Source organism: Streptomyces melanosporofaciens (assembly GCF_900105695.1).
GTDB classification, from domain to species: domain Bacteria; phylum Actinomycetota; class Actinomycetes; order Streptomycetales; family Streptomycetaceae; genus Streptomyces; species Streptomyces antimycoticus.
The window spans coordinates 7,173,470-7,193,128 of record NZ_FNST01000002.1 but is presented as its reverse complement, the minus strand read 5'-3'; the positions used below and the strand labels follow the sequence as shown (position 1 = coordinate 7,193,128).

15 protein-coding genes are annotated in these 19,659 nt (G+C 71.4%); 1 reads left to right on the top strand and 14 read right to left on the bottom strand.

Going from position 1 to position 19,659, the window contains the following annotated elements:
• Positions 1-14: 14 nt before the first annotated feature.
• The 6 genes from BLV72_RS33925 to BLV72_RS33900 all read right to left on the bottom strand — a co-directional run bounded on the left by BLV72_RS33925 (position 15) and on the right by BLV72_RS33900 (position 8,129).
• On the bottom strand, positions 15-1,082 hold the full coding sequence (locus BLV72_RS33925; RefSeq protein ID WP_093467156.1) for a phosphatidylinositol-specific phospholipase C domain-containing protein: 1,068 nt from the start codon (positions 1,080-1,082) through the stop codon (positions 15-17).
• 211 nt (positions 1,083-1,293) lie between these two features.
• The gene (locus tag BLV72_RS33920; RefSeq protein WP_093467155.1) at positions 1,294-2,382 is read right to left on the bottom strand and encodes an NAD-dependent epimerase/dehydratase family protein; all 1,089 of its coding nucleotides are present in this window, start codon (positions 2,380-2,382) and stop codon (positions 1,294-1,296) included.
• Between the two features lie 65 nt (positions 2,383-2,447).
• Positions 2,448-4,286 (bottom strand): transketolase, encoded by a 1,839-nt coding sequence (locus BLV72_RS33915; protein WP_093467153.1) that lies wholly within the window; start codon positions 4,284-4,286, stop codon positions 2,448-2,450.
• Positions 4,287-4,313: 27 nt separating this feature from the next.
• Positions 4,314-5,633 (bottom strand): NAD(P)/FAD-dependent oxidoreductase, encoded by a 1,320-nt coding sequence (locus BLV72_RS33910; protein WP_093467152.1) that lies wholly within the window; start codon positions 5,631-5,633, stop codon positions 4,314-4,316.
• A 194-nt stretch (positions 5,634-5,827) separates the two neighbouring features.
• Positions 5,828-7,039 (bottom strand): FAD-dependent monooxygenase, encoded by a 1,212-nt coding sequence (locus BLV72_RS33905; protein ID WP_093467150.1) that lies wholly within the window; start codon positions 7,037-7,039, stop codon positions 5,828-5,830.
• A 223-nt stretch (positions 7,040-7,262) separates the two neighbouring features.
• On the bottom strand, positions 7,263-8,129 hold the full coding sequence (locus tag BLV72_RS33900) for an Fpg/Nei family DNA glycosylase (protein WP_093467149.1): 867 nt from the start codon (positions 8,127-8,129) through the stop codon (positions 7,263-7,265).
• Positions 8,130-8,288: 159 nt separating this feature from the next.
• On the opposite strand from BLV72_RS33900, the gene BLV72_RS33895 reads away from it, so the two are divergent.
• Entirely contained in the window at positions 8,289-11,129 is a 2,841-nt protein-coding gene (locus BLV72_RS33895) for a peroxidase family protein (RefSeq protein ID WP_244321141.1), read from the top strand.
• 24 nt (positions 11,130-11,153) lie between these two features.
• Here the strand turns inward: BLV72_RS33895 and ccrA are convergent, their stop codons facing one another.
• The 8 genes from ccrA to BLV72_RS33855 all read right to left on the bottom strand — a co-directional run bounded on the left by ccrA (position 11,154) and on the right by BLV72_RS33855 (position 19,651).
• Positions 11,154-12,497 carry a crotonyl-CoA carboxylase/reductase gene (gene ccrA, locus BLV72_RS33890; protein WP_093467147.1) on the bottom strand — a complete coding sequence of 448 codons (1,344 nt, stop codon included), beginning with the start codon at positions 12,495-12,497 and terminating at the stop codon, positions 11,154-11,156.
• Positions 12,498-12,610: 113 nt separating this feature from the next.
• The gene (locus BLV72_RS33885; RefSeq protein ID WP_093470707.1) at positions 12,611-13,987 is read right to left on the bottom strand and encodes an NDP-hexose 2,3-dehydratase family protein; all 1,377 of its coding nucleotides are present in this window, start codon (positions 13,985-13,987) and stop codon (positions 12,611-12,613) included.
• Positions 13,981-14,967 (bottom strand): aldo/keto reductase, encoded by a 987-nt coding sequence (locus BLV72_RS33880; protein WP_093470706.1) that lies wholly within the window; start codon positions 14,965-14,967, stop codon positions 13,981-13,983. The genes BLV72_RS33885 and BLV72_RS33880 overlap by 7 nt, the downstream gene beginning before the upstream one ends.
• The gene (locus BLV72_RS33875) at positions 14,967-15,932 is read right to left on the bottom strand and encodes an NAD-dependent epimerase/dehydratase family protein (protein ID WP_093467146.1); all 966 of its coding nucleotides are present in this window, start codon (positions 15,930-15,932) and stop codon (positions 14,967-14,969) included. Before BLV72_RS33875 ends, BLV72_RS33880 begins: the two co-directional genes overlap by 1 nt.
• 92 nt (positions 15,933-16,024) lie before the next feature.
• Positions 16,025-16,723: a response regulator gene (locus BLV72_RS33870; protein WP_093467144.1), complete on the bottom strand. Its 699-nt coding sequence runs from the start codon at positions 16,721-16,723 to the stop codon at positions 16,025-16,027.
• The gene (locus BLV72_RS33865) at positions 16,720-17,982 is read right to left on the bottom strand and encodes a sensor histidine kinase (protein ID WP_093467143.1); all 1,263 of its coding nucleotides are present in this window, start codon (positions 17,980-17,982) and stop codon (positions 16,720-16,722) included. The genes BLV72_RS33870 and BLV72_RS33865 overlap by 4 nt, the downstream gene beginning before the upstream one ends.
• 1 nt (position 17,983) lies before the next feature.
• Positions 17,984-18,721, bottom strand: a complete 738-nt coding sequence (locus BLV72_RS33860) for an ABC transporter permease (protein ID WP_014056964.1) — start codon at positions 18,719-18,721, stop codon at positions 17,984-17,986.
• Positions 18,722-18,742: 21 nt separating this feature from the next.
• Positions 18,743-19,651 (bottom strand): ABC transporter ATP-binding protein, encoded by a 909-nt coding sequence (locus BLV72_RS33855; RefSeq protein ID WP_093467141.1) that lies wholly within the window; start codon positions 19,649-19,651, stop codon positions 18,743-18,745.
• Positions 19,652-19,659 lie beyond the last annotated feature (8 nt).

The following is a 19,659-nucleotide window of genomic DNA, read 5'->3' as shown; positions in this document are numbered from 1 at the left end:
CGGCGGTGGCGTGCTCAGCCACGGGACACGACGGTGGAGAGCACGGACGGCAGCGGATACCAGTCGGCGGTCGCGAAGCTGGCGTGCCGGGCGGCGAGTTCGGACACCCGTGTGCGCGCCTGGTCCTCGGTGGGGCTGGTGCCGTCGATCGCGGGCGCCACATTGTGCGCGTCCGTCATGATCAGCAGGTAGTGGCGGTCGTCGTACCAGGCGGTGTCCACACCCGTGGTGACATACGTGGACGCGTCGCCGTCGAAGACCACGAACCACGGCCGGAGGGTGGCGTCGGTGTAGCGGGTGCGCGGGTCGCCCGCGGCGGCGCCGTGGACGGCGGGGAAGGCGGCGGCCTGACCGAGCTTCCCGGCGGCGGACAGGTCCCGCAGATGGGTGGCGTACTCACGGTCGGTCCACAGCGAGTCCAGCGGGTTGTTCTCCTCGACCGTGCCCGGGATCAGCTCGACGATGAACTTGCCCGCGAGCGCGGATCGGGACGGCCAGCCGTCCGCCCGCACCGCCTCGTCGAGGTCGGCGTGGCCCCCCACCACATCCGCCGGGCGCAGCAGCGCGTCGCCCAGGGTGGCGCCGAGGAGGGCGTCGAGGTCGCCCGGACCGCGTCCGCTCTTGCCGTAGAAGCCGTCCTTCATCTCCACCTTGACGAAGACGGGACGGTGGCCGGGATGGGCCTCGTGCCAGGCCCGCATGTCGGCGAGGCAGCCGGTCAGGCTCTGGTTGCGCGGCTTGGTGCGCAGCTCGTCCGGGCCGGCGGCGTTCTCGCAGTTGTTGTCGTTGCCGAGCGGATTGCTGTGCGAGACCCGCCAGCCGGCGCCGAACGCATTGGTCCATACGTCGAGTTCCAGGAGCGAGGCGCCGGAGTCGAGGGCGTCGGCGAAGTACGGATACTTGGCCTTTTCATATGCGTTGTGCACCCCTACCGAGGTGGTGGCGGAATAGGACGGATCGTCCACGGCGGCGGGCCGGGCCTCCGCCGATGCCGTCAGACACAGTGTGGCGGCCGCCGCGGCGACCGCCACCGTTCCCGTGCGCCGGGCATGACCGCGCGCCGGATTCCCCACCCTGCCCATGTGTCCCCACCCTCGTCGACATCCCGACCAACTGGGCAGAAGCGTACGGGAGTCGCGTCACGGGTTACGAGGGGCAATGGGGCATAGCGGGACGGGCCCCGCGGCGGTGCTGCCGCTGAGCCCGTCTCATGTGCCGCGTCTCACACGGCTGGGGGCCGTTTCCCACCCGAACCACGCCCCGGCCCGGGCGCGGTCGGATCAGATGCTGGGGTCAGGGGCGCTCCCCCACACCGGTCGTCGCGACCTCGCGCGGCCGTCCGCCGGGCAGCTTGGCGGCCAGCGGGGCGGTCTGATCCATACTGGTACCGCGCCGCAGCCCGGTGAGGAACTCCCGGAGCGTCTCGACGGCGGTGTGCCGGGGCCGCCAGCCCAGTTCCTCCTGGGCACGGGTGGTGTCCATCAGCGGGAGCCGCAGGGCCGCGTCGAACAGCTGGGGCGAGGGAGGCAGCAGATGCAGATGCCAGGCCGTGGCCATCGCCGAGCGGGCGGCGACGCGTGGGATCCGCACCGTCCGTGCGTCCAGGAGTCCGGCCAGCGTCTCGCCGTCGACCGGCGGTTCGGCCGCGAGGTTGAAGGCGCCGCGCACCTGTCGGCCGAGCGCCAGGCGGTACGCCTCGGCGGCGTCGTCGCTGTGCAGGACCTGGAGGCGCAGTCCGGGCAGGTCGACGACCGCGGGCAGGAAGCTGGAGCGGATCAGCCGCCGGGGCAGGAACGGCCCCATGAACAGCCGGCGCTGCTCGGCCGCCGCCTCCTCCTTGAAGAGGAAGCCCGGCCGCATCCGCACCACCCGGATCTGCGGATGCTCCCGTTCGAAGGCGTCGAGCACCCGCTCCACGTACGCCTTCTCACGGCAGTACGCGGCCTCCGGCCAGCCATGGGTGGGCCAGGACTCGTCCACCGGGCGGCCGTCCTCGGGGCCGGGTGAGTAGGCGCCCACCGAGGAGGCGTACACCAGCACCGGCACCTCGGCCCGCGCCACCGCCTCGAAGACCCGGGTGCTGCCGAGGACATTGGTGTCCCAGGTGACGGCGGGCCGGTGGCTGGGCTGGATCAGCCAGGCGAGGTGGATGACCGCGTCGGCGCCCTCGAAGTGCCGTACGAGATCGGCCTCCTCACCGGTGTCCCGCCCGATGTCCGCCCGTACCCAGGTGGTCTTCGGCGGCGACCAGTTGGGCACCCGGCGGGCGATGCCCACGATCGACTCGATGTCCGGGGCCTCGCCGAGCGCGCGGACGACGCTCGTACCGGCGTTGCCGGTGGCCCCGACCACCACCACACGCATGCCCTGCTTGATGCCCATGTGTCCGCTCCTTTCGGCCGCGTCGTGTATTCGACCGTTCCTTCCGGTCTCGGCCGTCCCGGTCCTCAGCCGTCCCGGCCGACCAGCTCCCGCGCGGCCGCGACGATCGCGTCCGCGTCGATTCCCGCGTCGTTCAGCTGCTCCGCGGGGGTCGAGGAGCCCGGCATGATGCGCACCGCGAGCCGGATCATCCGGGGCGCCGGACGGCCGTCGTCGAACGCCCCGAGCACCGCGTCGCCCAGTCCGCCCTCGGGGTGGTGGTCCTCCACCGTGATCAGCCGGCCCGTCACCTCGGCGGCGGTGCGCAGTGTCTCGGCGTCCACCGGCTTGACCGAGTACAGGTCGATGACGCGGGCGGGAATGCCCTCCTGGGCGAGCCGGTCGGCGGCCTTGATGGCCTCGTGCAGGGTGATCCCCGCGCCGATGAGGGTGACCTGGTCGTCGTCGGTGGCGCGGACGACCTTGGAGCCGCCGATGGGGAAGCTCTCGGTGGGCGGGTAGATGACCGGCGTTCCGCCGCGGGTGGTGCGCAGATAGCGGATGCCGGACTCCGCGCCCATGGCCGCGGTCAGCTGGGCGGTCTGGTTGGCGTCGCACGGGTAGAGCACCGTGCTGCCGTGCACCGCCCGCATGGCCGCCAGGTCCTCCACGCCCATCTGCGAGGGGCCGTCCTCACCGATGGCCACCCCGGCGTGGGAGCCGATCAGGCTGAGGTCCGCGTCGCTGATGGCGGCCATCCGGATGAAGTCGTAGGCGCGGGTGAAGAAGGCCGCGAAGGTGGAGACGTACGGGTTCCAGCCACGGGCCTGCATGCCGACGGCGGCGGCCACCAGTTGCTGCTCGGCGATGAAGAACTCGAAGTACCGCTCGGGGTGCTCCTTGTGGAAGTACTCCAGCCGGGTGGAGTCGCCCACCTCGCCGTCGAGCGCCACCACATCGCCGCGGGCGGTGCCGACGGCGGCCACCGCCTCGCCGAACGCGTCACGGGTGGGCACCGAGTCGCCGGTGTTGTACCGCGGCAGGACCAGCGGGCCCTCGGCGAAGGGCCGGGTGGGAGAGACCGAGGGCGGGCCGAGCACCGGCACGGCCAGATTGCGTACGCCGCCGAGCTCGGCGATGGCCTCCTCCGCGTTCTTCAGCGGCTTGCCGTGCATGCCCTCGCGGTTCTCCACCGAGGCGACGCCGCGGCCCTTCATGGTACGGGCGATGATGGCGGTGGGCCGGCCGACGGTGGACAGCGCCTCGGCGTAGGCGCGGTCGATGGCCTCGATGTCATGGCCGTCGATCTCGATGGTGTGCCAGTCGAAGGCGCGGATGCGCCGCGCGTAGGCGTCCAGGTCCCATTCGTGGCGGGTGGGGCCGCGCTGGCCGAGCCGGTTCACATCGATGATGGCGATGAGGTTGTCCAGCCGCTCATAGCCCGCGTGCTCGAACGCCTCCCACATCGAACCCTCGGCCATCTCGCTGTCGCCGCACAGCACCCAGACGCGGTAGGGCACATGGTCGAGCCGCTTGCCGCTCAGCGCCATGCCCACGCCGTAGGGCAGGCCCTGGCCGAGCGATCCGGTGGCCACGTCCACCCACGGCAGCCGTGGGGTGGGGTGGCCCTCCAGCCTGCTGCCGCGCCGGCGGAAGGTGACGAACTCCTCGTCGCGGAGGGCCCCGGCCGCCTTGTAGACCGAGTAGAGCAGCGGGGAGGCATGGCCCTTGGAGAAGATCAGGTGGTCATTGCCCGGACGCTCGGGCTGCTCGAAGTCATAGCGCAGATGGTTTCCCATCAGGACGGCCATCAGGTCCGCCGCCGACATCGACGACGTGGGATGGCCGGACCCGGCGGCATCGGCGGCACGCACCGAGTCCACACGGAGCTGCTGCCCGAGCTCGCTGAGTTGTTCGTGTCGCATTGTTCTCCTTCCAGGTTTCGCCGACGGTCAGCCGCGACCCGCCCGTACCGTCTGCGCGACCTCGGGCGATTCGGTGTCCAGCGGCACCGCCCACGGCGGGATCACCCCGAGCTGCACCCCCTGACGTGGCAGTACCGCGTCGAGCAGCCAGTCGGCGGCGACCCGGACCCGGTTCCCCGGCATGGCCATCAGGTGATAGCCGCGGGTGACCGCGCTCGCGATCGGCCCGGACAGCGGTATGTGCAGCGGGTCCGCGGCGGCCTGCGCCCCGCCGAGGTCGACGGTGAACCCGAGGTCATGGTGTTTGTACGGTTTGGGGGCGCCGCGCCCGAGGGAGGCCAGGACGTTGTGGGCCGCGACCTTTCCCTGCCGGTGGGCGTGCTGTGCGGTCATCGGGGTGAACTGGCCCGGCCGGGTCAGATCGGGCACCGCGGCGGCGTCCCCGCAGGCCAGCACCTCCGGGTGGCCGGGCACGGCCAGATACTGGTCGACCCTCAGCCGACCGCGTTCGGTCGGCAGCCCGAGCTGCTCCACCAGCGGGTCGGGGCGCACCCCGACACACCAGATCAGCGACCGGGTGTCGATGAACTCGCCGTCGTCCAGCCGCACGCCCTCCGAGGTGGCCTCCTTGACCGTGGTGCCCGTGCGGATCTCCACACCCCGTTTGCGCAGCACCCGGTCGGCCGTGCGGGACAGCTTCTTGTCCAGCTCCGGCAGCACCCGGGGGGCGATGTCGAGCAGCAGCCAGCGGGGCCGCGGCGCGTCGCGCAGCGTGGTGTTCTTCCGCGCGAGCGAGTCGGTGAAGAGCACCCCGTGGGCGGCCACCTCGGTGCCGGTGTAGCCGGCGCCGACCACCACGAAGGTGCGGCGGGCGGCCCGCTCCCGGGGGTCCTCGCTGGTGCCGGACATCTCGATCTGCCGGGTGACGTGGTCGCGCAGGTAGAGCGCCTCCGGCATGCCGCGGAAACCATGGGCGTGCTCGGCCACACCGGGGATCGGCAGCAGCTTGTTGACGCTGCCCACGGAGAGGATGAGGCGGTCGTACGCCATCTCGCCGGACCGTCCGTCCGGGTCCCGCCAGGAGATCCGGCGGGTGTCCAGGTCGACGCCGTGGACCTCGCCCAGTACCAGCCGGACATGCGGCAGGGTGCCCGTGAGGGAGACCGAGACCCGTCGGGGCTCCAGGACCCCGGCCGCCACTTCGGGCAGCAGCGGCAGATACAGGAAGTAGTCGTTGGGGTTGATCAGGACGATGTCCACCGCGCCCCGCAGGGTGCGGGAGAGGTCACGGGCAGCCTGGTAACCGGCGAAACCGGCACCGACGATCACTATGCGTACTGGGCTCACACAAATCTCCCGGGCATACGGGGCCAGGGAGCACCAAGTGCCCGTGAGAGTCCGGGCCAAACGTCGGGCCCAGGCGGCCCCGCCCCCGGGACCGCGTCCGGAGGGTCCCGGTGCGGTGCGGGGGCGGGGCGGGGCGGCGGTGGGTCAGCGGCCGGGGGCCCGGGGTGGGTCAGTGGCCGCGGGGTCGCGGTAGGTCAGCGGCGCCGGCGGGCCGTCTGCGCGTCGACCGGCTCGTCCCAGTCGATGCGGTAGCCGGTCAGCCAGTCGGGGGCGCCGTTGCCGGCCCGGTCCAGCTTGCGCGGCATGGTGGCATCGCGCAGGGCCCGCGCCACGGGCCCCGGCGCGGTGCGGCGGGCCATGCCCGCGCTGGCCGTGGCGACCTTCTCGACCCGCTCCCGGCGCAGCGCCTCGTACGCGGCGAAGGCCGACTGGGGCGAGCGCAGATCGCGCAGGCATTTGGCGAGCACGACACCGTCCTCGATGGCCATCGACGCGCCCTGCGCGGCGTTGGGCGCGCAGGCGTGCGCGGCGTCGCCGACGATGACCATGGCCTCCTCGGACCAGGTGGGGGTGGAGATGATGTCGTAGGCGGCGGTGGCCACGATGGAGTCGCCGGTGGCACGGACCAGGTCGGCGGCGGGGGTGTGGTCCTCGGCGAAGAGCCTCAGCAGCCGCTCCCGCCACTCCTCGGGGGTGACGGCGGCGAGCTCACCCTTGGACATCTCCTCGGCCGGGGCGTTGCAGAACCACCACACCTCGCCGTCCGGGGCGGTGGTGCAGCCGAAGAACGCCTGCCTGCCGAAGATCATCGTGTAGGCGTCCGGGTCCGGGGGCGTCTCGGCGTCGCGGGTGTAGCCGCAGACGGTGTGCTGTCCGGTGTAGCGGGGCCGGGGCGCGGCCGCGTCGATGACCCTGCGGACGAGCGAGTGGATGCCGTCGGCGCCGATCAGCACATCGCCCACGGCGCGCCCGCCGTCGGCGAACGAGCAGACGATCCGGCCGTCGGGGCTGGTGTGGGCGGCGAGCAGCCGCTTGCCGTGCTCGATGCGCACTCCGCGGCGCACCGCCTCCTCGCGCAGCACCCGGGCGAGGGTGGCGCGTTTGAGGGTGACCGAGCCGAGGCCACCGTCCTGCGATCCGGACATGGGCCGGTTGCCGAGCCGTTTGCCGGTGTTGCTGATGAACTCGACGCGGCCGACCGGGAAGGAGTTCTTCAGCACCGGTTCATGGGCGTCGATGGTGCGCAATGCCTCCAGGCCGTTGGCGGCGACGACGAGGAACGCACCCGCGTCGGTGGCGTCCGTGGGGTACGTCTCGTAGACGACCGCGTCGATCCCGGCTTTCCGCAGGGCCATCGCGGTCACCGTGCCGGCGATGCCGCCACCGATGATCAGGGCTGTGGTCATGGTGCTCCGTGACGTGGCGTGGGGTGTCGTGTCGTGGGGTTGCGACAGCACCATATGGCGGACCGGAGCTCCCCGGGTCAAGAGCGCCACTGCAACTGCCCGATGGCGGGCGGCATTTGGGACAGCTCCGGCAACCTGCCACGTGAAGGGTCCCGCCACGTGAGCCGCCGCGCTACGTGAGGGGCTCCACCCCGTGAACGGCCCCGCCACGTGAGCGGCCCCGCTACTTGAGCAGTCGGGACAGCCGACGGTCGGCGAGCGGCTTGCCGCCGGTCTGGCAGGTGGGGCAGTACTGCAGTGAGGAGTCGCGGAAGGACACCTCGCGGACGGTGTCCCCGCACACCGGGCACGGCTGCCCGGTGCGGCCGTGCACCCGCATGCCGCCGCGCTTCTCCACCTTGAGGTCGGTGGCGGCCAGCCCGCGGGAGCGCTCGACGGCGGAGCGCAGCGTGGCGCCCAGCGCCTCGTACACCCCGGCGATCTCCTCTTCGGTGAGGTCGGAGGCGAGCCGGTAGGGGGACATCCGGGCGGCATGCAGGATCTCGTCCGAGTAGGCGTTGCCGATCCCGGCGATGACGCTCTGGTCCCGCAATACCCCCTTGATCCGGTGGCGTACGCCGCGCAGCAGCCCGGCGAACGCCTCCAGGGTGAAGGAGTCGTCGAGCGGGTCCGGGCCCAGCCGGGCGATGCCGGGGACCTCCTGCGGGTCGCGGACCACGTACACCGCGAGCCCCTTGCGCGTCCCGGCCTCGGTGAGGTCGAACCCGGAGCGCTCCGGACCGGCCAGCAGCAGCCGCAGCGCGAGCGGGCCCTTGCCGGGGCGCGGCGGGGCCTCGGGGAGTCCGTCCCGCCAGCGCAGCCAGCCCGCCTTGGCGAGGTGGACGACCAGATGGGGGCCGTCGGTGGCCAGGTCGAGGAACTTGCCGTGGCGGGCCACCGCCGTGACGGTGTGACCTTCGAGCGCGCTCAGCGGCGGGTCGTAGGTCTTCAGGACGCTCACCGCGACGGGGAGGACGCGGGCGATCTCCCGGCCGGCGGCGCGCTCGGCCAGGATCGCGGTGAGGGCCTCCACCTCGGGCAGCTCCGGCATGCCACCAGTGTGCCGCAGGGCGGAGGCGAATCACCCGGGGCGCCCCGGAGGGGGCGGGTTACCACCGACGCACCGCTCCGGGCTGCGGCCTCGCAGTCACTCCCTTACCGTCTCTTTTGTCCCTTCTCATCCCAGCCTGCCCCGTACGGAGCGTTCCCCATGGTCAACACCGGACAGCAGTCCGTACGAAGCGAGGCAGTACGCGGCGGTGAGGTGACACGCGTCGGCGAGGTGGCACGGCAGGAGGCGACGGGCGGGACACGAGGCGCGAGGTACGAGGGCTATGAGGCGTACGAGGGCGGCAGCCCCGAGGCCGAGCGGCGGCGCTTCGAGAAGCTGACGCGCGAGCTGATGCGGACGCGGCGGACACGCCCCGCCGGCGCGGACAGCCCGGGCGCCCCGCAGCTGCTGCGCCCCTTCCGGGCCAAGGCGGCGCTGGGTGTGGAGAACGCCCGGCTGCGGTTCCGTGAGGACCTTCCGCCGGAGCTGTGCGTGGGATACGCCCGGCCGGGCGCCGAGTACCCGGCCGTGGTGCGGCTCTCCACCGCGAGCGGCACCGAGCGGCACGACACCACACCCGATCTGCGCCGGATGGCGGTGCGGGTCCAGGCCGGTCCGGAGGAGACCCACGATCTGCTGGCCACCAGCTTCCCGGTGTCCCATGCCGCCGATGTGCACGAGTTCGTCGCCTTCGCCAAGGCCACGGCGGGCGCGGGGAGCACCGTGGAGAAGGCGTTCGGGCTCTTCGTCCGGCTGCCGCTGGCGGTGGGCTGGGCCACCGCCGACCGGATGCGCCGCAATCTGCGGATCGCCACCCGCCATACGGTGGGCTCGCTGGCCCGCGAGACCTTCTGGAGCCGGGGCGCGATCCTGTGGGGCCCGGCCGGTCCGGTGCGGTATCAGCTGCGTCCGGCGCCCGGCGGCACCGCCGCTCCCCCACCCGACCGTGACCCCGACTATCTCGACCGTGAGCTGGCGATGCGCTTGTCCACCGGCGACATCGCCTTCGAGCTGTGTGTGCAGCGCTATCTGGACGACCGGCGGACCCCGGTCGAGGACGGCTCGGTGGAGTGGGGGGAGAGCGACGCACCGGTCGTCCCGGTCGCGGTGCTCACGGTGCCGTGCCAGGACCTGGACAGCGCCCGGGCCCGGGCGGCGGCCCGCCGGGTCGAGCTGCTGACGTTCAACCCCTGGCACACCACGGAGGAGTTCCGTCCGCTGGGCAATCTCAACCGGGCACGCAAGGCCGCGTACGAGGTCGCCGCCGCACATCGCCTCGGCCTGCGCCTCCCCACCGCCGAGCCGGGTCCCGCCGCCGAGCCAGGCGCGACCGCCGAATCGCACCCCGCCGCGCTGCTGCCCGTTCCGGTGCGCGCCGCCTTCGACCTGCCGGTGCGCGCGGCCTTCGGCCTGGTCAACCGCTGTGTGCCCTGGCATCGGCTGCCGGACCCGCTGGGGGTGCTCACCTCGGACGCGCTGGGCCGGGCGCTGCGCCGGCTCGGCCTCCTCGACGCGGCCCCGCCCGAGACGCCGCCGCATCCCGATCCGGCCCCCGCCCCAGCCGGGGAGGGGCCACGGGCGGCGCGCTCATACGACGGCCCGACCGGCGATCCGGCCATGGCGCGGAGGGATGGCGCGCGGACGGATCGGGCGCCGAGGGGCGTGGCCGGGGCCACCGTCGGCCTTCGCCTGTCACCGGTCCACCGGCCCGATCTGATCCATGTGCCCCACCCCGCCGCGGTCGGCGAACGGCTGCTGCACCGGGAGCGCTTCCGGCCCGCCACCTCGCTCAATGTCCTGGCGGCCGCCTGGACCCACTTCCAGTCCCCGGACTGGGTCGACGCCGTCTCCCACCGCTGGGACAGTTCGCAGGTGTACGGCGGCGCCGGGCCGCGCCTGGAGGAGGGCCATCTGCCGCTGGGCCCGGGCGGGGTGCCGCCGATCGGCTCGGCCGGCGCCTGGTGGCTGGGGCTCAGCGCGATGCACACGCTCTTCGCCCGTGAGCACGAGGCGGTGTGCGAGGCGCTGCGCCACACCCATCCGGCGATGGACGAGGAGTCGGTGCACCACACGGCCCGGCTGGTGGTCTCCGCGCTCATCGCCAAGATCCATACGGTGGAGTGGATTCCGGCGATGCTCGCCACCGAGGTGATCGACCTCGGCTCGAAGACCAACTGGCAGGGCCCGCCCGCCCATTGGCTGTCCCGGCTCGGCCTGTGGCTGTTCGAGGCGAGCGCGTCGACGGGCGGCCCCCGCGGCGTGCCGGACCATCCCGGGGTGCCGTTCGCCCTCGCCGAGGAGTTCATGACGGTCTACCGGACGCATCCGCTGGTCCCGGACGACATCGAGCTGTGCGATCACCGCTTGGGGCGGCGGTCGCGGTCGCTCGGCTTCGACGAGGTGCGGGGCGCGGCGGCCGAGGCGGTGATGCGCAAGACCGGGCTCGCCGACGCCCTCTACTCCTTCGGCGTCGCCCACCCGGGCGCGATCACCCTGGGCAACTACCCGCGCGCACTACGGCGTTTCGAGCGAGACGGCGAGCTCCTCGATCTGCCGGTGGCGGAGCTGATGCGGGCCCGGCGGCGGGGCGTACCGCGGTACAACGACTTCCGGGCCCGGCTGGGCAGAGCGCGGATCCGCTCCTTCGAGGAGCTGTCCCCCGATCAGGACACCGTCGCCCGGCTCGAAGAGGTCTACGCCTCGGTCAACGAGATCGACACCATGGTGGGGCTGTTCGCGGAGAACCCGCCCGAGGGGTCGGCGTTCAGCGAGACGGCGTTCCATGTCCTGCTGCTCATGGCCACCCGGCGGATTCAGGACGACCGCCTTCTGACCGTGGACTTCCGGCCCGAGGTGTACACCCCACTGGGGCTGGACTGGGTGGAGAAGTCCAGCATGGCCTCGGTGATCCTGCGGCACTGCCCGGAGCTGGCCGGAGTGCTGCCCCGCGGGGCGAGTCCGTTCGCGCCCTGGCGGCCGGTGGCGCCGTCGCTGTCCTGACCGCGGCCGTGGACCGGTTCAGGTTCAGTCCTGGCCGCGGAAGCGGTTGATGGACGGCAGATGGCGCTCGCGCAGCTCCGGATCGCGCACCCCCAGGCCCTCCTCCGGGGCCAGGCACAGGACGCCGACCTTCCCGGAGTGGCGGTTGCGGTGGACGTCCTGGGTGGCCGTGCCGACCGCCGTGAGCGGATAGACCTTGGAGAGCGTGGGGTGCACCATCCCCTTCTCGATCAGCCGGTTGGCCGCCCAGGCCTCCCGGTAGTTGGCGAAGTGGGTGCCGATGATGCGCTTGAGCGCCATCCACAGATAGCGGTTGTCGTACTCATGGCGGTAGCCGGACGTCGAGGCGCAGGTGACGATGGTTCCGCCGCGCCGCGCCACATACACACTGGCGCCGAAGGTCTCGCGGCCGGGGTGCTCCAGGACGATGTCCGGATCGTCGCCGCCGGTCAGTTCGCGGATCCGGGCCCCGAAGCGCTTCCACTCCTTGGGGTCGGGCGTGGACGCGTCCTTCCAGAACCGATAGCCCTCCTCGGCCCGGTCGATGACCAGCTCGGCCCCCATGGAGCGGACGAGTGCGGCCTTGCGCTGCCCGGAGACCACGCACACCGGAATGGACCCGCCGTTGACGGCCAGTTGGGTGGCGTACGAGCCGAGGCCACCGGCCGCGCCCCAGATGAGGGTCACATCGCCCTGTTTCATCTGGGCGCCGTTGCGGGAGACGAGCTGCCGGTACGCCGTGGAGTTGACCAGGCCCGAGGAGGCGGCCTCCTCCCAGGTGAGATGGGCGGGCATCGGCATGAGCTGGTTGGCCTTGACCAGCGAGAGTTCGGCGAGCCCGCCGAAGTTGGTCTCGAAGCCCCAGATGCGCTGCTCGGGGTCGAGCATGCTGTCGTCGTGGCCGTCCGGCGAGCGCAGCTCGATGGACAGGCAGTGGGCCACCACCCGGTCGCCGGGCTTCCAGTGGCGCACCCCCGGCCCGGTGCGCAACACCACACCGGCCAGATCGGAGCCGAGGACGTGGTAGGGCTGGTCGTGGCGGGCCGCTCCGGGGTCGTCGGTCCGTGCGTACCGCTCCAGGAAGCCGAAGGTCGGCAGCGGTTCGAAGATGGCGCTCCACACGGTGTTGTAGTTGATCGCGCTGGCCATGACCGCGATCACCGCCTCGCCCGGGCCCGGTTCGGGCGTGGGCACCTCACGGATGTGGAGCGACTTCTGGGGGTCCTTGTCCTTGGTGGCCATGCCCTCGAACATCTCGGATTCCTCTTTGAGGATCACCGCGCCCCGATAGGACTCGGGCACGTTCAAGGCGGCGAAATCCGCGGCCACCGCATCCTCTGCCAGCACGGCGCTGATGATGTCCTGCATGACATGTCCTCCGATGTACCGCCCCGGGCACCCTGTGTCCCGGAGGCTATGGCAGCGGCCACGATCCGAATAACCCCTACGTCCGCCCAGGTCCGGCCCCCCTAGGCGCCCCCCTATACCGCCAGGGAGTGCAGACAGGCGATGAGCGTTCGGGCCTCGACATTGACGTAATGGCTGTGGCGTATGAGGTCGAGCAGCTGACGCACGGCCATCCAGCGGTAGTGCGACGGCTCCTCGGGCACGGCGCTCATCTCGGTTTCCACGACGAGATAGCGATTGAAGGCGTGGAAGAACCGGCCGCCTTCTTCGGAGAGCACGGTGTCGAACCGCACCCGGTCGGCCGGCGCCTCCACCACCTCCCGGAGGAACGGCGGTGTGGCCCCCTCGGGCAGATGGGTGTAGTTGCGCGGTGTGCACTGCACGGTGGGGGCCAGCTCCACCACGTCCGTGTAGCCGGGTTCGGCGCGGGCCTGCACCAGCACATGCGGCACCTTGTCGGCGTAGGCCAGCAAGAAGGCCGCCACGCCCGGGCCATGGGGCTCGATCATGGGCTGGGTCCAGCTGCGCACCTCACGGCCGCCCGCGGCGACGTCCACGGCCATCACGCTGAAGAAGCGCCCGCTCTCATGGGAGATCCGATGGGCGCTGCGGTGCCAGCCGGTCGTCTCCCGCAGCGGTATCCGCTCGGTGAACACCTCGCGCTCGGTGCGCAGCCCGGTGATCCAGCTGAGGATGTCGGCGTCGCGGTGGCGGCTGTGGGCCCCGAGGACCGGGAAGGTCTCCTCGGAGTCCAGCGGGGAGTGCGGCAGACAGGCCAGGACGCTGCGCGCGTCCATGTTCACCAGGTCCTCCACGGCCAGCAGATGGTGCAGCTGGCCCAGCGTCAGCCAGCGGAAGCCGTCGCGCACCTCGACGTCCGTCTCCGGTGCGACCTCGACCAGCATGTTGCGGTTGCGCTTGTGGAAGAACCAGCTGCCCTGCTCCGACTGGCGGACGTCGGCGAGCACCCGGTGCCGTTCGGCCTGCTGGAAGTACTCCACATACGGCACCGCCCGGCCCTTGTGCACGCGCGTGTAGTTGCTGCGGGTCGCCTGGACGGTGGGCGAGAGCTGCAGTCCGCCGTGGTTGCCCGGCTCCATCTTGGCCTGCATCAGGAAGTGCGGTACGCCGTCGAAGTCCTTGACCAGGATGCCGAGGATGCCGATCTCCGGCTGGTGGAGGATCGGCTGGCGCCACTCCTCCACCGGCGCCCCGGGCATCCGCACCCGGAGGCCCTCGACGGAGAAGAACCGGCCGGTCTCATGGACGAGGTTGTGGGTGTCCGGCGCGAACTCCCAGCCGCGCATCGCCTCGAACGGAATGATCTCGATCCGGGACTCGTCGGCGTCGACGCGCTCCCGGAACCAGCGCTGGAAGTCGGCGAGCAGGGTCACCGAACTGTCGACGGTGGCGGCCGAGCGGACCAGCCGCTCCTGGAGCGTGCTCACCACGCCCACGCCTCCGGTCCGGGGCCGCCGTTGCCGATCGGCGGGAACAGCCGGTCCAGTTCGGCCAGCACCTCGTCCGGCAGCGTCAGCTCCATGGCCTTGAAGGCCCCGTCCAGCTGGTCCAGGCTGCGCGGCCCGATGACCGGTGCGGTGATGCCGGGGCGGCCCATCACCCAGGCCAGCCCGACCTCGGCCGGGTCGGCGCCGAGGCCGTCGCACAGCTTCTCGTACGCGGCGACGGCGTCCCGGTGGACCTCCAGCGCCTGGGCCGCGCGGCCCTGGGCGGTCTTCATCGCGGTGCCCTCGGCCAGCTTGCGCAGCGCCCCGCTGAGCAATCCGCCGTGCAGCGGGGACCAGGCGAGCACCCCGACCCCGTACCGCTGGGCGGCGGGGATCAGCTCGAGTTCGATATGGCGGGTGACGAGGTTGTAGACGCTCTGCTCGGAGACGATGCCGAGGAAGTGGCGGCGGGCGGCGGTCTCCTGGGCCTCGGCGATATGCCAGCCGGCGAAGTTGGACGAGCCGACGTAGCGCACCTTGCCCTGCCGGGTCAGCGTCTCCATGGCCTGCCACACCTCCTCCCAGGGGGCGTGGCGGTCGATATGGTGCATCTGGAACAGGTCGATCCAGTCGGTGCCCATCCGGCGCAGCGAGTCCTCGCAGGAGGCGATGATGTGCCGGGCCGAGAGTCCCGAGTCATTGGGCCAGTCGCTCATCGGGTTGAACACCTTGGTGCCCAGCACGACCTTCTCGCGCCGGCCGCCGCCCTGGGCGAACCAGCCGCCGAGGAACTCCTCGGTGTAGCCCTTGTGCTTCTGCCAGCCGTACTGGTTGGCGGTGTCGACGAAGTTGACCCCGCGGTCCAGGGCGGTGTCCAGGATCGCGTGGCTCTCCTCGTCGCTCGCCCTGACCCCGAGGTTCAAGGTGCCCAGGCACACCCGGCTCACCTGGAGGCCGGTACGTCCGAGATAGGTGTACTCCATCAGTGTCCTTCGGTACGGGCCGCCGCGGCAGCCGGTCGGCTCGAGGTGGCGGAGGCGGCCCACAGGTCGTGGAGGGATTCCTTCAGGGCCACCTTCGGGGACCAGCCCATGAGCCGCCGGGCGAGGCGGATGTCGGCCTGGGTCCAGCTTCCGCCCTTGCTGTGCACGGCGCCGCTCTCCTCGCGCACCAGATCCGCGGGGACCTGGGAGGCGGAGATCAGCAGCCAGGCCAGTTCGCGCATGCTGGAGGCGTCGCCCTGCCCGATGTTGATCGCCCGGCCGGTCACCGGGCTGCTCGCGGCCAGCACCACGGCCTCGGCGACGTCGCGGACGTCGATGAAGTCCCGCTGGTCGTCGACGAGGGTGAGGGAGAGCGGTGCGTCCTTCGTGGTCCGGCGCAACCGGTGGGCGAGTCCGCCGAGGAAGCTGCCCCGGGGGGTGCCCGGTCCGCAGACGTTGGTGACGCGCAGGACGCAGCCGTCGATGCGGCCCGCGTCCGCCGCGCCCAGGACGATCCGGCTGCCGATGAGTTTGGTGCGGGCGTAGGGGGTGTGCGGGGCGGTGGGGTGGTCCTCGGCGATGGCCGTGCCGTCGGGGACGGGGCCGTACTCGTGCACCGAGCCCAGATGGACCAGCCGCGGCCGCCTGGGGAGGGTCGCCACGGCGTCCACCAGCCGGTCGACGAGCGGGACGTGCGAGGCCGTCATGCTCTCCTCGTCGCCCTCCCAGCTGTCGCCCGCGGCGTTGACGACGAGATCGGCGGACTTCGCGGCCCGGGCGATGTCGTCGCTCGGCGCGGATACCGCGTCAAGAGGCAGAAATGCGACTCCGGGAATGGGTTCAGCGGGTTTTCTCGCTATTGCCAGGACTTCATATCCGCGTTTGGTGAGAGCCCTGCAGATATGTCGCCCGATGAATCCGGTGCCGCCGATCACAACGGCCTGCCGATCTCGCATGTGGGCCATATCGCCACCGTATTGGCGCCGCTTCGAGCGGAACAACCCCTACCCTCGTCCACCCCTATCTGCCACCCCTACCACCGCTCCGACCTGCGATGTCATTGGAATAGATGTCGTTTATGGGCCTCGCTGACGGCTGCCGCGCGATCCTTCACCCCGAGTTTCTCGTAAACATGCAGCAGATGTGTCTTCACTGTCGCCTGGCTGATGAACAACGCTGCCGCTGCCTGTCGATTCGTGGCCCCGTCCGCGATGAGTCTGAGCACTTGGAGTTCCCGGTCGCTCAGCGGTCCCTGGGTGGGTTTGCGGACTTGGCCGAGAACCCGTCCGGTGACCGCGGGCGAGAGAACGGACTGGCCCGAGGAGGCGGATCGCACGGCGCGGGTCAGCTCCTCGCGCGGGGTGTCCTTGAGGAGATAGCCGGTCGCCCCGGCGGCCAGGGCGCCCATGACGTCGCTGTCGGTGTCATAGGTGGTCAGCACCAGGATCCGGGCCTCCGGGTCGCCGGCCAGCAGCCGCTTGATGGCCTCGACCCCGCCCATCCGCGGCATGCGCAGATCCATCAGGACCACATCGGCCGGCCGCCGCTCGTACAGTTCGACGGCCTCGGCACCGTCACCGGCCTCGCCGATCACCGTGAAGTCGGGGTCCCGCTCCAGCACCCCGCGCAGCCCGTCGCGGACCACGGGGTGGTCGTCCACGATGAGGATGCGGATGGGCGCGCCGGTGGCGCGATGGGCGCCGGCGTCGTGCGGGTTACTGCCGTGGGTGTGACCGCTGGGGGTGATTCCGCTCATGCACCGGCTTCCTGGGGGATGACGGGGACGGCCGCGCTGATGGCGGTGCCCTCGCCACGGGCGCTTTCGATGTCCAACGTACCGGCGACCCGGCCCAGTCGGCGCCGCATCGCCACAAGCCCCAGCCCGTGGTCACCGGAGGTGCCGGCCTCGGCCTCCGCGGCCGTGGGGTCGAATCCGACGCCGTCGTCGAGCACATCGAGGACGACCACGTCGTCCATGTACGACAGGGTGATGCCCACCTTCGACGCCTCGGCGTGCTTGGCGATGTTGGCGAGGGCCTCCTGTGCCACCCGGTAGAGGGTGGCCTCCAGTTCGGCGTGGACGGGGGTGGCGGTCCCGGTCGTCGCGAACGCCACCTTCGCCTCCCGCCCCCGTGACCAGCCCTCGATCAGGCACTCCAGGGCGTCGGGCAGCGTCCGGGACTCCAGCTGCTCGGGGCGGAGCGCCTGGACCGACCGGCGCGCCTCGGCCAGGCTGTCGCGGGCCAGGTCCTTGGCCGCGACCAGATGGCGGCGCCACACCTCACGGTCGCCTTCGGCGTGTTCGGCGGCTTCCAGCTGCCGGATGATGCCGGCCAGCCCCTGGGCGAGGGTGTCATGGATCTCCCCCGCCATCCGCTGGCGCTCGTCCAGCACTCCGGCCTCACGCGCCTGGGTGATGAGCTGGGCGTGGAGCCCGGCGTTCTCGTTGAGCGCGGAGCGGAGTTCGGCCACGGTGCGTTTGCGCCGCTGATGCTGTTCGTTCAGCCGGCTCGACAGCAGGTTGATCCAGCCGATCACCACGGTCTGGAAGGCGATCGCGGCGATATAGCCGACCACCGCGCCGGTCGTCGGCCGCGGGAGGCCGTCCGGCACGGTGTTGACGACGAACGAGGTGGCCGCCACGGACACCAGCGCCCAGACCGTCGGCAGCAGCACCAGCGCCTGCAGGAACCCGGTGGCGGCGAAGACCATGAACACCTGGTCCCGCGCCATCAGCGCGGCGGAGAGGACGAGCAGCCCGGTGAAGTACACGGCCGTCCGTGCCATGCCGTACGGCTGTCTGCTGCGGCGGCCCGTCGGCAGGGTGTAGGTGCCCAGGATCCACAGGGCGGCCAGCGCCGCCAGGCCGAGCGTGGTGAGCAGCCCCCGGGCCGGCGGCGGCCCGTGGACCAGACTCAGGGCCGTGGACAGAAACAGCAGAAGGTAGGGCAGCCCTCCGAACAGGATGTCGGAGTGCCGCTCCCACCGTCCGCCGTCGTCCTTGGACGCGCTCACCTCACTCCCAGCGGAACAGCTTGGCCGCGGCCGCGGTGGCGGCCACCGCGATCACCCCGAGGACGGTCAGGTGCAGCGCCTGCGGCCACTGGTTCTCCCAGGAGTCGCGCAGCGCCTGCAGCGCGGCGCCCAGCGGGGTGTAGTCGCCGATGGTGGACACGGTCTCGGGCAGGTCCTCCTTGGGGAGGAACGCCCCGCCGAAGAAGAGGCTGGGGAAGAGCAGGGAAAGGCCCATCGCGGTGGCCGACTTGCTGCTCGGCGCGATGGCCGCGATCACCAGGCCGATGGAGAACAGCGCCCAGGTGCCGAGGGCGAAGCTCACCAGGAAGGCGGGGACGTCACCGGGCAGCTTGGTGTCGAAGGCGGCCTTGCCGACGATGAGTACCAGCACCGCGGAGACCGCCGCGGTGACCAGGTTGATGAAGAGCTGGGCGATCAGCAGATTCCCCGGGTGGACGGGGCTGGCGGCCAGGCGCCGCAGGATGCCCTTCTCCCGGTAGGTGGCCAGCGTCGTGGGCAGCAGGTTGAGGGCCAGCATCGTCAGACACAGCGACATGGCCATCGCGGGGACGAACGCGGCCATCGACTCCTTGGTGGCGGCGTCGTCGTTGGACTTGGTGGTGACGAAGTGGAAGATGGCCAGCAGCATGATGGGCAGCGCGATGACAAAGAACACCGCGGTGGGATCGCGCAGGAACAGCTTGCTCTCGACGAAGGTGAGCTTGGTGCGCCCGGACATGGCAGAGATCTCCTCGGCGGTTCAGTTGGCGGGCTTGGAGCCGGTCAGGGCGACGAAGGCGTCATCGAGACTCGCCTGTTCCAGACGGAGTTCGTTCGCCACGATCTGATTGCGGGCCAGGACGGAGATCACCGCGTAGACGACATTGCCCTTGCCGACCACCGTCACCTGCGACTTGGACCGGGTCACGCTGCTCACCTCGGGCAGCGAGGTCAGCAGTTCGTCGTCCATCGGCACGGACGGCTTGAACCGGATGATCTGCTGCTCGTCGACCCTGGACACCAGTCCGGAGGGGGTGTCCAGGGCGACGACCCGGCCGGATTCGATGATGGCGATCCGGTCGCAGAGCCGCTCGGCCTCCTCCATGAAGTGGGTGACCAGCAACACGGTCACGTCCTGCTCCCTGACCTTCTCGATCAGCTTCCAGGTCTCGCGCCGGGCGTGCGGGTCCAGTGCGGTGGTCAGCTCGTCGAAGACGGCGATCCTGGGGTTGCCGACCAGGGCGAGTGCGATGGACAGCCGCTGCTGCTGTCCGCCGGACAGCGATCCGTAGGCCGTGTCGGCCTTGCCGGACAGGCCCCAGTCCTTGATGAGTTCGCGCCAGTCGACGGGGTCGCGGTAGAAAGTGCTGTAGAGCTCGAGCGCCTCCCACACCTTCATCTTGGGGGGCAGTTCGCTCTGCTGGAGCTGGATCCCGATGGACTCGCGCAGCTCGGCGAGGTCCTTCAGCGGGTCCAGGCCCATCACGGAGATCTCGCCACCGTCCCGTTTGCGCATCCCCTCGATGCACTCCACGGCGGTGGTCTTGCCCGCGCCGTTCGGGCCGAGGATGCCGAAGATCTCACCCTCCTCCACGGAGAAGGACACGTCCTGTACCGCGACGTGATTGCGGTATTCCTTCCGCAGGTTACTGACCTCGATCAGCGGCATGGCCCGGG